Genomic DNA, 13,259 nt, shown 5'->3' with positions numbered 1-13,259 from the left:
AGGAAGTACCCGGCCCCCGAGGAAAGGAGCCATCGTGCAACGAGGAAGCGACCGCCTGAGCGTCCACCGGGACGACGAGATGAAGCACGAACTGCGCGGACTGCTGCGCTCCGGGCACCCGACCCGCGCCGAGGAGTGGCACGACCCCGAGCCCGCCGCCGACGACGACCTCGCGGTGGTCAACGGCCCGGTCCTGTCCGGCGCCACCGACGGCCCGTCGCTGCGGTTCGAACTGGCCCGCCACCTGACCCGCAAGACCTTCCCGGCACGCCGCGGCGACCTGCTGCGGACGCTGCGCGACCACCACGCGCCCGACCCGCTCACCGACCTGGTGGACGGCCTGCCGGGCGACAACCGGCGGTACTCCAACGTCCAGGACGTCGTAAGGACGCTGGGGATGGGCCCGCAGGCCTGACCCCGGACACACCCCGGCAGTGGAACCGATCAGGAGGGAGTCGATGTGCGCCCGAAGCTGAGCGCATGGGACAGGGAGCTGTTCCTGCGCGTCGCGACACGGGAGTGGCCGGCCGCCGAGCGCGTGCTGCCCCGGCTGAGCCGCGCCGCCAACCACGGCGCGCTGTGGTTCGGCGTGGCCGCCGGCATCGCGGCGGTGGGCGGCCGCCCGGGACGGCGGGCCGCGCTGCGCGGCGTGGGGTCGCTCGCCCTCGCCTCGGCGGTGGTCAACACCGTCGGCAAGGGCGCGGTGCGCCGCGCCCGCCCGGTGCTGGACTCCGTCCCGGTGATCCGGCGCCTGTCCCGGCAGCCGGGCAGCACGTCCTTCCCCTCCGGTCACGCGGCGTCCGCGGTCGCCTTCGCGGCGGGGGTGGCCGTCGAGTCGCCCCGCTGGGGGGCGGTCGTGGCACCGCTCGCCTGGTCGGTGGCGTTCTCCCGGGTCTACACGGGCGTCCACTACCCCAGCGACGTGCTCGCCGGTATGACGCTCGGCGCCGGCGCGGCGCTGGCCGTGCGCGGTCTGGTGCCGACCGGCCGGGACCTCGCCGTACCGCCCACGCCGCAGGCCGATGCGCCCGCCCTCCCGGGCGGGCGCGGACTGTACGCGGTGGTCAACGAGGTCTCCGGACCGCCGCCGCTGCTCGGGATGCCCGCGGACCGGCTGCGGGCCGCGCTGCCGGAGGCCGTGGTCGAGGAGTGCTCCGAGGACGACGACCTCGCGGAGATGCTGGAGAAGGCCGCCCGCCAGGCCGCCGAGGCCGGCGGCGCGCTCGGCGTGCACGGCGGCGACGGCAGCGTCCGCCTCGCGGCGGAGATCGCCCTGCGGCACAGGGTGCCGCTGATGGTCTCCCCCGGCGGCACGTACAACCACTTCGCGATGGACCTGGCCATCGAGTCGATCGACGACGCGGCCCGCGCGGTCGAGGCGGGCACCGCCATCTCCGCCGACGTCGCCCGCATCACGCCGCTGGACGGCGACAGCGGCGGCGGCGCCGACCGGCCGTCGCTGTTCCTCAACACGTTCAGCATCGGGGTCTACCCCGACCTCGTCCGCTACCGCGAGCGCTGGTCCCGCCGTGTCGGGAGCTGGCCGGCCGGCATACTCGCCGCGATCCACGTGCTGCGCACCTCCAGCCCGCTCGACGTCGACATCAACGGCCGCCGCCACTCGGTGTGGATGCTCTTCGCCGGCAACGGCGCGTACCGCAGTCTCGGGCCGGCCCCCGTCCGCCGCCGCAACCTGGCCGACGGGCAGCTCGACGTCCGCATCGTGCCCGGCAGCCCCTACGCCAGGACCCGGCTGCTCGCCGCCGCCGTCACCGGCTCGACCACGGCCCTGCTGCGGCGGGTGCGCCTGGGCGGCATCGGCCCGGGGACCCGGTTCGCCGCGGACGGCGAAGTGGCCCCCGCCCCGGGCGGACTGGTCGTCGACAAGGTCAATGAGGCGTTGACGGTCTACCGCCCGATGTGACGGAGCCTCGACGCGGTGTCGCCCCCGCCCGGCCACGGCCGGACGGGGGCGACGCCATGCCTCGGGGCCGCGCCGAACGCCTCAACCCGACAGACCCGCCAGGGCCCTGACGCCTTCGCCCTTGATGGTGAGGGTGTCCGGAGAGCCCGCGTCGATGGAGAGCGTGAGTTCGTCCGAGGGCCAGCCGCTGCTCAGCGCGGACAAAGGCAGTATCCGGTAGCCCCTGGCGTCGGGCAGGGCGTGGGCGAGACGCACCTCCGAGGTGAAGACCGGCACGAGCTTCGTACCGTCCTCCTGCTCGAACACGGGCAGGCTGATCGTCTGCTGCTCCGCGTCGCCGCCGCCCGCGGCCTCCTCCGGCGGCCCGGGGACCGGGAGCAGCACGTCACTGGCCGCGAGGGTGCTGAGCGCGGAGGCGTTGTCACCGCCCGTGGCGATCTCGTGCAGGGCGCGCTGTGCCGGCGGCTGGGCGCCGTTGGGGGCGCTGAAGTCGGTCATGGCCGTTCCCTTCTCATGCGTGCGCTGTGTGAAGTGACTCGGGGGCTGCGCCTGCCCAGCGACGGGGCGGACATGCGTGCCGCTCACTCGAATTCGGTGCCGCCCTTGCGGGTGAGGTAGGCGTCGCTCACGACCTTGGCGATGGCACGGCCGCCGAGCACGGGGCTGTGACGGTCAGGGGCCGCACGCACGACGACGCCTTCCCGCAGGTGGAGGCCGCGTCCGGACACGGTCTCCGTGCCCCGCGCCAGCTCCAGCGCGAGGCCGAGCTCGAAGGGGCCCGCATGGAGCCGGGGCACCAGGGGCAGCGTGCCGTCGGGCAGCAGGTCGGCCGGGTCCAGCCAGCGCACGGTGCCGTCGATCTCGGCGGCGACGTCGAAGGCGGCGTAGCCGGGGACGGCGCGCCGCCCGTCGGCGCCGTAGCCGAGATCCTGGACGCCGGAGCCGTAGACCTCGCCGAAGAGCCCGACCCGCGTGGCCCCCAGCCGGGCGGCCAGCGCCGCTGCGGCGGCGGGCAGGCCGTGGCCGTGCGCGGCGCGCCAGTACAGGTTGTGCGGGGACTCCTTGAGGGCCAGCCGCTGGGCGCCGAGACCTTTGGAGGTGACCAGCACCTGCCCGGTCGCCGCCAGGAACGTCAGGGCGCAGGCGGTGCCGTGCAGCTTCTCCGTGATCACGACCGGCTCGCCGGGGGCGAAGACGCCGGGGTAGCGCTTGAGGTTCTCGATGTCGACCCACGGCAGCAGGTCCGGTGCCGACTCCACGTCGCCACTCATCGACACCGGGATCGGCGGGACCCATTTGGTGATGCCGAGCACCCTGGCGAAGTCGGCGTCGTCCGAGGCGGCGCGGGCCAGGTCCGTGCCGTCGAGCGCGGCCGGGCGGCACACGATGCCCTGGGAGAGTTCGCCACGCAGCCGGACCGCCTTGACACGGTTGGCGGCGGCGCCGGCGAGCCTTCCCGTCAGGCCGAGTTCGGCGATCAGGGCGTCCGGCAGCACGGACTGCTCGGGGATGTAGAGCGCGAAGTCCCCTGTCCGGTACACGCCCTTGGCCACGACCGCCCGGTAGAGGCCGACCTGGGCGAGCTCCAGGGCGTCCGCGTTCGGGTGGTCGTGGACCGTGAGCCGTTCGGCGGTGACCCGCAGTGTCGACACGTTCTTCCCCCTCCGTGGTGGTGATCGGGAGTCACCACTGTGGGACGTGCCGTGCGCCGCAGGCCAACGGTTTTCAGGGGGCCATGCGGAAGTCGTAACTCTCGGGCAGCGGTTCGGCGCCGCCGGTGAGGGACTGCCAGGTCAGGTGCAGGGAGTCCTCGCCCTCCCGCAGGTCGTCCACGGTGAAGCCGGCGTCGAAGACGGCGCGGGCGCCCGCGATGTCACCCTGGGCGGCCAGGACTTGGGCGTGCAGGAGGCGGAACCGGCCGCGGGCGAGGACGTCGTCGGGGAGGGCGCCGAGGACGGCGGCCGCGTCGCCGGGACGTCCGGCCTCGAGGAGCGCGGGGACCGCCTCGCGGGCGAGGGCGGCGCGGACACCCTCCGGGCAGGTGCCCGCGGCCTGGGCGCGGACGGCGGCGAGGTAACGCTCCGCGGCGCGCGCCTGGTTGCCGTCGGCCCGGTCGGCGGCGGCGAGGCAGTGCAGCGGCAGCCACGAGCCGGTGCGGGCGGCGGAGCGCTCCCAGCTGCGGACGGCCTGGGCGCGATCGCCGGCGTCCCACTGGGCCAGGCCGAGATGGTGGTCCAGGTACCACTCGTTGCCGTCGTACGTGCCCGCGGTCTCCAGGAGTTCGCGCCATTCCGGCGAGACGAGCGCGGGGCCCGGGAGCGCGTCGTCGCCGGGGGCCTTGGGGAAGACGCCCGCGAGGAGCAGTTCCAGCCACGGCTTCTGCTGCTCGCCCATGGTGCCCGGGTCGAAGGGCGTGCCGGGCAGGTCGTACCGGCCGCGCAGGACCTCCAGGGCGCCCCAGCCGGAGCCGGTGGCGAGGATGTCCTCCGGGGCTCCGGGATCGGGGGCGGCGTCGGCGGCCGGGAGCCACGCCTCGTACGCGGCGTGCACCCGCTCGCGCGGGAGGACCGCCTCCAGATGGGCCTCGACGGTGTCCGTTCCGGCGTCGGGCGCGGTGTCGAGGGGTCCGTAGGCCTCCAGCCAGGAGACGGCGCCGCCCGCGATGAGCGGCAGGTGCTCCAGTTGGGTGGGGGCGAGGCCCGCCTGGATCTCCAGGTAGCCGTCGGCCCTGGCTTCCCCGGTGTCCCCGGCGAGCCAGCGCTGCCAGCGGCGCCCGCCGCGGCCGCGGCCCCAGACGAAGAGCTTGCGGCCGCACAAGGTGTCGGTGGAGGTCTGGATCAGGCCGCGTCCGTCGGCGCCGAGCGCGGCGATCCAGGGCCGGGCGCCGTCGGCCAGGTCGTAGAACCAGTCGGCCGGGTGCTCGGAGGCGATGGGCTCGTCGGGAACGGGTACCCGGTGCAGTGTCCGGTTGGAACCGAAGTGCCAGGCGTGGCCGGCGGGGGCGAGGACACGCGTGCCGGGTGTCTCGGGCACGGCGGTGTTGGACCACCAGTAGAGGGGAACGGTCCGGTGGTGAGGATTGCGGACACGGACGCCGGCATAGAGGAAGTCGGAGCCGTCGGGAAGCCACAGGTCGACCTGGTACGGCAGGTCGCGCAGCCGTTCCCACTCCCAAAGGCGCAGCATCTCGCCGCCGTCGGGCGCGGTCACGCGGGCGGCGTGCATCGGGGCGCAGGTCATCGTGGTGTGGCCGGTGGCACCCGGGTTCCATTCGACGCCGCCGGAGAACCAGGCCCCGGCGAGCCCGAAGTCGGCGAACTGCAGGACGGGGTTGGCGTGCAGCAGTTCCCTGCCGGTCGGCTTGTGGTGCAGCGAGTACAGGCGGCCGCCGAACCCGGGCAGGACGGTGGCGCGCAGGCGGTCGTTCTCGATGACGAGGGTGTCCAGGGCGGTGGGTGTGCGCTCGCGGGTGTAGCCGTCCAGCCGCGGTACGGGCAGCAGCGTGCGCAGGTGCCCGTAGGCGAGACGGCGGGCCATCGCGGGCGGGAGCGCGGTGCTCTCGGCCTCGTCGAACGCTTCCGGCGCGTGCAGTTCGCGCGGGGCGAGCAGGGCGGGCAGCGGGTTCTCCGGGCCGAGCGGGGCTGCGGGGAGGGTGAGGGTGCTGCGTCGCACGGTGGTGGCCAAGAGGCTCCCTCTCTTCGGCGCCAAGGGGCAGGTGAGGACATGGAACCCCGGATCGGGCCGCGCCGACAGGGGTTTGGTCCCGGTGCGACAGGCCTCACGGCGACTTCAGGTTGAGGGGAGCGTGACTTTAAATGACCTTTGCCGTCGGAGACGTCCAGGAGGGTTTGCCGGTCATGCTGTCCGCGTTGTGGAGCCCGCCGTCCGGCGCGTCGCTGCGCGCGCCGCGCTTCCCCCGGCCCGCACCGGTGGAGCGCGCCCGCAGCGCGCGGATCGCGGCACTGGCCGAACGTCCGGAGCGGGAGCGGGACTTCTGGCGGGCCGTGGAGGCGGAGGGAACGCCGCTGGTGGAGGCCGTCGCCGGTGACCCGGGGCATGCCGCCGTCACCTTCCTGTGGCGGGGCACCGCCGCGACACGCACGGTGCTCGTGCTGCCCAACCAGGTGGCGGACCCGGAGGACCTGGCGGGCAACCTCATGTCCCGCGTCCCGGGAACGGACGTGTGGCACTGGACGATACGGATGCGGGCCGACTGGCGGGCCACGTACGCGCTGTGCGTTGACGACGCCGACTCCGACGGCAGCGGCGGGAGCGCTGAGGGCGACGAGGGCACCGGGGACGGCCCGGAGGGCTGCTCCGCGCCCGGGGCGAGACAGGCGTACCTGCGCAGGCTGCGCCGGCATCCCCGGCGCGATCCCCTCAACCGCACGGTCTTCCCGAGCCGTTGGGGCGCCGAACCGCTCTCCGTCGTGGCGCTCCCCGCGGCCCCCGTCCCGCTCGGCGGCGACCGGGCCCACCCCGCTGCCAGGGCGGGCGAGCTGTCCGTGCACACGCTGCGCAGCGGGCACCTGCACAACTGGCGGCGGGTGTGGGCGTACGCGCCCGCCGGCCACGAGGACCTGACCGGGCTGCCGGTCGTGGTCCTGCTCGACGGCGACGTGTGGCAGCAACTGGGCATCTCCCAGCTGCTCGACGGACTCGTCCACGCGGGCCGGCTGCCGCCGCTGATCGCCCTCCTGCCGGACGCGCTCGACAGCGACACCCGGCGCCGCGAACTCGCCTGCGACGAGCGCTTCGTGGCCTTCCTGACGCATGAACTGCTGCCCTGGGCGGCCCGTCGCTGGCCCGTCTCCGGCGACCCGTCCAGGACCGTCGTCGCGGGCCAGGGGCTCGGCGGTCTGGCCGCGGCCTATGCCGCGCTGCGGCGGCCGGAGCGCTTCGGCAACGTCCTGGCCCAGTCGGGCGCGTTCTGGTGGCCGGCGGCCCGCCGCGAGGGGGCGTGCCCGGAGGAATGGCTCACCGGGCGCGTCCGGGCGCTGGCCCGCAGGCCCGTCCGCTTCCACCTGTCGGCCGGCCTCCAGGAGTGGGGCGTCCCGGCCGCCGGGCACCGGCTGCGCGACGCCCTGAGCGCCAAGGGCTACGAGGTCGCCCACCACGAGTACAACGGCGGCCACGACTACCTCTGCTGGCGCGACGACCTCGCCCAGGGGCTCGTCGGCCTGCTGCGCGGCCCCTTCCCCGGCGCGGTCCCCGGCGGCGGGCCGCGCGGGCTGGTCGTCGGCGGCGGCTGAGGGCTCGCACACCGTCCGCGCGCCGCGTCCGGCGGGGAAAACGGGTTGCCCGGCGGGCGCGCGGACCGGAGACTGCCCGGGTGCTGATCCGACGGGAGACCTCAGACGACCTGGCCGCCGTGCACGCCGTCACGGCGGCCGCCTTCGCGAAACAGGGGGCGGAACCGGGCACGGAGGTGCCGGTGGAGGCCACGCTGGTGGCCGAGTTGCGGGAGTCGGGGGCGTGGCTGCCCCCGTTGTCGCTGGTGGCGACGGACGACGAGGGCGGCGTCGTCGGGCATGTCCTGTGCACGCGCGGTCATGTGGACGAGGTTCCCGTGGCGGCGCTCGGCCCGCTGAGCGTGGCGCCGGGGCACCAGCGGCGCGGGGTCGGGCTCGCCCTGGTCCACAGCGTGCTGGGCGCGGCGGACGCGCTCGGGGAGCCGCTGGTGGCCCTGCTGGGCAGCCCCGCGTACTACGGCCGCTTCGGCTTCCGGGCCAGCACGGACTACCGGATCCTGCCGCCGGTTCCGGCCTGGGGCCCCTACTTCCAGGTGCGGCCGCTGGCCGCGTACACACCGTCGGTCAGCGGGGCGTTCCGCTACGCGGAGCCGTTCGACCGCGTCTGAGCAGGTACGTACGTATTGACGCCTGAAAATCATGAAATCGGGGCATTTGCCGCTAGTGCTCCACGGCGAACGGTACTAACCTGGAGAAGGCCTACGGGGCGAGCGAGGGAGTTCGGTAGCACCGGCGGCGGACAGGGAAGGTCCCACTTCCCCCGCGACCGGGTTCAACGGCCGGGCTGAGAGGCTTGAAGGTCAGGGAAGAGGCAAGGACCGGAGAGCGACCCCTAGCACCTGATCCGGACCATGCCGGCGAAGGGAGTCCCACCTCGTAGGTCGTCGACGAAGCCCGCGCACGCCGCGCGGGCTCCGCCGTGTCCGGGCGGGTCCGGGCCCCGGCAGTCCGCCGGTCCGCCGCCCTTCCGTCACAGGGCGCTGCCGGCTCGCCAGTCGTCCCAGTCGGCGTTCCAGGCGCCGTAGCCGTTGTTCAGCTGCACGGTGTCCGTGGAGTGCACGACGGTGACCGGGTCCCCGATACCGACCTGCTCGTAGAACCACTTGGCGTCGGCGGTGCTCATGCCGACGCAGCCGTGGCTGCCGTTGACCTTCCCGAACTTGCCGTCGTTCCAGGGGGCGGCGTGCGTGAAGGTGCCCGAGGTGGTCAGGCGGACGTCCCACTTGACGTCCTTGAGGTTGTAGGCCTCGGGGCCGAAGATGCGGACGGTACGGGAGTTCATGGTGATGCCGGGGGTCTTCTCCAGGACGACCATCGTGCCGTTCCAGGTCTCGTAACCGGGCTTGCCGGCCGAGACCGGCAGCGTCCGCACGACCTTGCCGTCGCGGCTGAGGGTGAGGGTCTTGCGGGAGGTGTCGACGGTGGTGGTGACGGCGTGCCCGATCCGGAAGTGCACCACGCGGTTCTGGGTGCCGTAGACCCCGCCGCCCGCGTCGACGCCGTCGAGGTTCATCCGCAGGGTCACCTCGGTGCCGGCCTTCCAGAAGGCGCGGGGCCGCCAGTCGACGCGGTCGCGTCCGCTCCAGTCCTTCATCCAGCTCCACGAGCCGTCGACGGCGGGCGACGCGGTGACGGCGAGCTTCCGCTCGACGGCCGCGCGGTCGCGGATGGGCCGGTTGAAGACGATGGAGACGGGCATGCCGACGCCCACGGTGGTGCCCTTGTCGGGGTGGTACTCCCCCACGAAAGTGCGGTCGGCCTCGGCGGTGGTGAAGCGCACGTGCTGGGTGAGCGCCTTGCCGTCGTCACCGGTGGCGCGGGCGACGACGTCATAGGTGACGCCCGGCGCGAGGTGCCCCGTGGACGTCCAGCCGTCCTTGCCGGAGGCGAGGGCGCCGGACAGCGCCCCGGGGCCGGGGGCGGTGACGCGGACGGAGTCCAGCCGGCCCGAGGTGACGCGGACGGTCACCTTGCGGTCGACGGGAACGGGTTGCCCGCCGGAAGCGGGCGTGACGGTGATCGCCGGACGGGCGGCCGCGCCCTTGCTGCCCCCGGCGTCACCGGAGCCGCTGCACGCGGAGAGCGACACGGCGACGGACAGTGCGAGGACCGCGGCGGACGCGCGCGGTATCCGGTCGGAATGCATGGGTCGGATCCTCCCCGGTCGAGTCGTATTCCTCCTTCTGCCCGGGAGGGCGCCGTTCCATCGCCCGTCGTACGAACGCACCCGCGACGACGGCCAGGGCCGCGGTCCCGTAGCAGACCGCCTGCTGCGCGGGGCCCCCGGCGAGATAGAGCACGGCACCCGCGGCGGCGACCGACAGCCATTCCCACCGGCCGTCGAGGGCCACCAGGGCGACCACCAGCAGCGCGTACCAGGAGTAGGAGGGCGAGGTGACGAGCAGCGCGGTGCCCGTCACCAGCAGCGCTCCGCTCCAGGGGCGCCGGGGGTCGCCGCGGCGCAGCACGTACAGGGCCGCGAGCCCGACCACGGCCGCGGCGGCGAGCCCCGCGGCGGTGTCGGGCAGGACGAGGCGCAGCAGCGCGAAACGCCGTACGTGCGCCGAGTCGTAGCCCTCCTCCTGGAGGTAGCCGGGCAGGTAGCCGAGGACGCCGGCACCGGAGGCCAGGACGTACGGGAGGTAGGCGAGGGCGACGACGAGCACGGCGGGCAGCAGCAGCCGGGCCGCCTCGCGCGGCCCGCGGCCCCGGGAGAGCACCCCCGACAGCGCACCCGGCAGGGCGAGGACGGGCAGCAGTTTGACGGCGACGGCGGCGCCCAGGAGTGCGCCGCGCCTGGCTCCGCCGGCACCGAGGGCGAGGACGAGCAGCAGCACGCCGAGGGTGTCCACATGGGCGTTGTTGACGGCCTCGACCGGCACGAGCGGGCACCAGGCCCACAGCGCGGCATGCCGCGGGTCGCCGCCTCGTCTGCGCAGCACGAGGAGCAGGGCGAGGGTGGTGCCCGTGGCCAGGAGCGCGCCGCCGGTCTGCACGGCCTTGTGGCGCGCGCCGTCCGGGGAGAGGGCGTGCACGGCGAGGAACCAGCCCTCGGCGACCGGCGGGTAGATAGTGTGCACGGCGGGGCGGTTGATCAGCGTGCAGCCACCGCCCGGGAGCGGGTGCTCGTCCCAGGCACGGCAGGCGCCGTCCTCGGGGAAGAGCCACGGGTCGCGCAGCGCGCCGAGTTCGGGCGCCGAAGGGGCGTACGCGTACGGGGAGATGCCCGCCGCCTGCACACGGCCGTCCCAGACGTAGCGGTACATGTCGTCGCTGGTGCCCGGCGGCCCGGCGAGCCCCGCCAGCGCGAGCGCCGCGCCGCCCGCGGCGACCAGCACCACGGCGCGGCGCACCGGCACCTTGCGCACGGCCACGGCCGCCGCGGCGAACAGCGCCCAGGCGACGGCCTGGCGCAGCAGCGTGCGGCCGGGCGTGTCGTGCTGGACGGCCGTGGCGACGGCCGCCGTGAGGGCGGCGAGCAGGACGGCGGTGGCGGCAGTGACAGCGGTGGCAGCGCGGGTACCCACGGACCCACCGTCGCAGGTCACGGCGGTGCGGGCGATCACGCGCGGCCGTCCGTCCGTATTCCGTAAGGAGTCGAAGGCCCTTCCGCGGGGGTCCCGGGCGGTGTGATGGGACGCATGAGACGCCTTCGCCTTCGCCTTCCCCCGGGGCTCCCCCTGCCCAAGACCCCGCCGTCCCCGGTGTTCACGGGGCGGCTGCACGACCCGCGGACGGCGACGGTGGTCGGCCGCGCCCTGGGGGCGGCGATCACCGTCTGCTTCGTCACCGGGCTGGTGAGCCACTGGCTCCAGCAACCGCCGTCGTGGGCGGCCGACGCCCTGCCCAGCCGTCCCGTGTGGGGCTACCGGCTGACCCAGGGACTGCACGTGGCGAGCGGGATCGCCGCCCTTCCGCTGCTCCTCGCCAAGCTGTGGACGGTCTACCCGCGGCTGTTCGCCCGGCCCGCGGTGCGCTCGTTCGCGCACGCGCTGGAACGGCTGTCGGTCGGCGTGCTGGTCGGCAGCGTGCTGCTGCAACTGGTGACGGGGCTGCTCAACACCGTGCAGTGGTACCCCTGGCCGTGGAACTTCCGCCCCGCGCACTGGGCCCTGGCCTGGGTCGCCGTCGGCGCGCTGCTGCTGCACCTGGCGGTGAAGGCACCGGTCGTCGCCGCGCACTGGACGCGGCGGTCGTCCGGCACGCGGGAACTGCCCGCGGACGACGGCCCCGACCGGCGGTCCTTCGTCACGGCCGTGGCGGTCGCCACGGGCGCGGTGACCCTGACGACCGTCGGCCAGTCCCTGACCCCGCTCGGCCGCGCCGCCCTCTTCGCCCCGCGCAGCCCCGGACACGGCCCGCAGGGACTGCCGGTGAACCGCACCGCGGCGGCGGCCGGCATCACCCGGGAGCTGACGGCCGGCTGGCGGCTCCAGGTGGCGGGCCCGCGGCCGTACGAGCTGAGCCTCGCCGAACTGCGGGCGCTGGCACGGCACTCGGCCGTTCTCCCGATCGCATGCGTCGAGGGCTGGAGCCGGAACGCGCACTGGACCGGCGCCCGGGTACGCGACCTGCTGGACCGCGCCGGCGCCCCGCCGGACGCGCGCCTGCGCGTCGTCTCCCTGGAGCGCGACGGCGCCTACGCGGTGACCGAGATGGGCGCCTCCTACGCCCGCGACCCCCTGACGCTGCTGGCGGTCGCCCTCAACGGCGCCCCCCTGTCCCCCGACCACGGCCATCCGGCTCGGATCATCGCCCCGAACCGGCCCGGCGTGCTGCAGACCAAGTGGGTCGCCCGGCTGGAGGTGTTGCTGCCGTGACCCCGTCACGACTGCTGCGCGGTGCGCTGGGCGCCGCCGGCGTGGCGGCGATGGCGCTCGGCGCCGTACTGCTGCTGACGGATCGCCAGGTCGGTTCCCCGGCGGGCGTGCTGAGCTGGCTGGCGGCCGCGGTCCTCCTGCACGACGGTGTGCTCGTCCCCTTCGTCCTCGCCGTCGGCGCGCTCCTCCCGCCGCGTGCGCGCAGGCCGTTGCGGGCCGCGCTGATCACCGCCGGCTGCCTCACGGCGGTGGCGCTCCCGGTGATGCTGAGGCAGGGGCAGGGGGCGAACCCGTCGGTGCTGCCGCTGGACTACGTGCGCAACTGGGGCCTGGCGATGGGCGGGGTGGCGGTCGTGACGGCGGGCCGGTTGCTGCTGGGGCGGCTGCGCCGCCGCCGTGAGCGGGCCGGCCGCAGATCCCGGAATGTGACGACATGACCGCGGTACGTCACCATCACGTATCAGCCGCGTACGGCCCGAAACCGCCCCCGCCGCCGGCCGCGTGTTCCGAGCCGAACGCCGGGCGGCGAGCCGGGCGGCCGAACCACAGGGGGACGTCATGGAGCACACGAAGACGCGCGGCACGGCGGTGGCCGCGGTGCTGGCCTGCGCGGCGGCGGTACTGCTGACCGGTTGCCGGGGGGACGACGGCACGGTGGCTCCGCCCGCTCCGACGAGCTCGGCATCGGCGGCGTCGCCGGTGTCCTCGGCCTCACCCGTGCCCTCGGCATCCCCGACCCCGTCGGCATCCGCGGCCTCCCCGGCCTCCCCGACCTCCGCCGCGCCGGCGGAATCCCCGTGCGGGGACACGGCCTTGGAGGCGGGCCCGGCACGCCAGGCGGCTCAGCGCCCGCAGGGAACGGGCACGGGGGCGGCGATCGTGGGCTTCACGAACACCTCCGGATCCGCCTGCACGGTCCAGGGATTCCCCACGGTCGCCGGAGCGGCCAACGGCTCACCGGAGCTCAACGTGCCGCTGACGGTCGAGAACAGCGGCACCTCCGCGCCGGTCACGGTCGCGCCCGGCGGCCGGGTGTGGGTGAAACTGACCTTCCACCAGGTCCAGGGCGAGGGGGACGGCTACTGCGCGTCGGGCGAGGCTCCCGTGCAGTACCCGACGATGGTGCTGGGCCTCCCGGGCGCTGCGGGCCGCCACCAGGTCGCCCTGGACGACGGCGTGTTCGCCGAGTGCGACGGTGTCGTCACGGTCACCGCGCTGTCGGCGGCGCAGCCCTCCTGACGCGACGTCCCGCCCGCGCGCGGG

At 75.0% G+C, this 13,259-nt stretch carries 12 protein-coding genes; 7 read left to right on the top strand and 5 right to left on the bottom strand.

Features of this window, described 5'->3' with window-relative positions:
* Window positions 1-34 precede the first annotated feature (34 nt).
* Both ACIP64_RS38565 and ACIP64_RS38560 read left to right on the top strand, forming a co-directional pair.
* Window positions 35-415 carry a DUF2795 domain-containing protein gene (locus tag ACIP64_RS38565; protein WP_401596731.1) on the top strand — a complete coding sequence of 127 codons (381 nt, stop codon included), beginning with the start codon at window positions 35-37 and terminating at the stop codon, window positions 413-415.
* 45 nt (window positions 416-460) lie between these two features.
* Window positions 461-1,924, top strand: a complete 1,464-nt coding sequence (locus tag ACIP64_RS38560; protein WP_401596728.1) for a bifunctional phosphatase PAP2/diacylglycerol kinase family protein — start codon at window positions 461-463, stop codon at window positions 1,922-1,924.
* Between the two features lie 81 nt (window positions 1,925-2,005).
* Here ACIP64_RS38560 and ACIP64_RS38555 read toward each other — a convergent pair whose 3' ends face one another.
* From ACIP64_RS38555 to ACIP64_RS38545, 3 genes are all read right to left on the bottom strand, one after another.
* Complete coding sequence (locus tag ACIP64_RS38555; RefSeq protein WP_401596725.1) at window positions 2,006-2,422, bottom strand: SseB family protein; 417 nt, start codon at window positions 2,420-2,422, stop codon at window positions 2,006-2,008.
* Between the two features lie 83 nt (window positions 2,423-2,505).
* Complete coding sequence (locus tag ACIP64_RS38550) at window positions 2,506-3,576, bottom strand: RNA ligase (ATP) (protein WP_401596722.1); 1,071 nt, start codon at window positions 3,574-3,576, stop codon at window positions 2,506-2,508.
* A gap of 73 nt (window positions 3,577-3,649) precedes the next feature.
* Window positions 3,650-5,608 carry a DUF5107 domain-containing protein gene (locus ACIP64_RS38545; protein WP_401596719.1) on the bottom strand — a complete coding sequence of 653 codons (1,959 nt, stop codon included), beginning with the start codon at window positions 5,606-5,608 and terminating at the stop codon, window positions 3,650-3,652.
* Between the two features lie 131 nt (window positions 5,609-5,739).
* Between ACIP64_RS38545 and fes the strand changes: the two genes are divergently transcribed.
* Entirely contained in the window at window positions 5,740-7,176 is a 1,437-nt protein-coding gene (gene fes / locus ACIP64_RS38540; protein WP_401596717.1) for an enterochelin esterase, read from the top strand.
* Window positions 7,177-7,256: 80 nt separating this feature from the next.
* Window positions 7,257-7,784, top strand: a complete 528-nt coding sequence (locus ACIP64_RS38535; RefSeq protein WP_401596714.1) for a GNAT family N-acetyltransferase — start codon at window positions 7,257-7,259, stop codon at window positions 7,782-7,784.
* 362 nt (window positions 7,785-8,146) lie between these two features.
* Here ACIP64_RS38535 and ACIP64_RS38530 read toward each other — a convergent pair whose 3' ends face one another.
* Together ACIP64_RS38530 and ACIP64_RS38525 are read right to left on the bottom strand one after the other, a co-directional pair.
* Window positions 8,147-9,322 (bottom strand): Ig-like domain-containing protein, encoded by a 1,176-nt coding sequence (locus tag ACIP64_RS38530; protein WP_401596711.1) that lies wholly within the window; start codon window positions 9,320-9,322, stop codon window positions 8,147-8,149.
* Entirely contained in the window at window positions 9,234-10,703 is a 1,470-nt protein-coding gene (locus ACIP64_RS38525) for a glycosyltransferase 87 family protein (RefSeq protein WP_401596709.1), read from the bottom strand. Before ACIP64_RS38525 ends, ACIP64_RS38530 begins: the two co-directional genes overlap by 89 nt.
* A gap of 114 nt (window positions 10,704-10,817) precedes the next feature.
* Between ACIP64_RS38525 and ACIP64_RS38520 the strand changes: the two genes are divergently transcribed.
* The 3 genes from ACIP64_RS38520 to ACIP64_RS38510 all read left to right on the top strand — a co-directional run bounded on the left by ACIP64_RS38520 (window position 10,818) and on the right by ACIP64_RS38510 (window position 13,235).
* A complete protein-coding gene (locus tag ACIP64_RS38520; RefSeq protein ID WP_401596707.1) occupies window positions 10,818-11,996 on the top strand; it encodes a molybdopterin-dependent oxidoreductase in 1,179 nt (392 codons plus the stop codon).
* Window positions 11,993-12,433: a hypothetical protein gene (locus ACIP64_RS38515; RefSeq protein WP_401596705.1), complete on the top strand. Its 441-nt coding sequence runs from the start codon at window positions 11,993-11,995 to the stop codon at window positions 12,431-12,433. Before ACIP64_RS38520 ends, ACIP64_RS38515 begins: the two co-directional genes overlap by 4 nt.
* A gap of 121 nt (window positions 12,434-12,554) precedes the next feature.
* Window positions 12,555-13,235, top strand: coding sequence for a DUF4232 domain-containing protein (locus ACIP64_RS38510; RefSeq protein ID WP_401596703.1), 681 nt, complete (start codon window positions 12,555-12,557; stop codon window positions 13,233-13,235).
* Window positions 13,236-13,259: the final 24 nt, after the last annotated feature.

The organism is Streptomyces sp. NPDC088733, from assembly GCF_044751185.1.
Lineage (GTDB): Bacteria > Actinomycetota > Actinomycetes > Streptomycetales > Streptomycetaceae > Actinacidiphila.
This window is presented reverse-complemented; position numbering and strand designations above follow the sequence as displayed.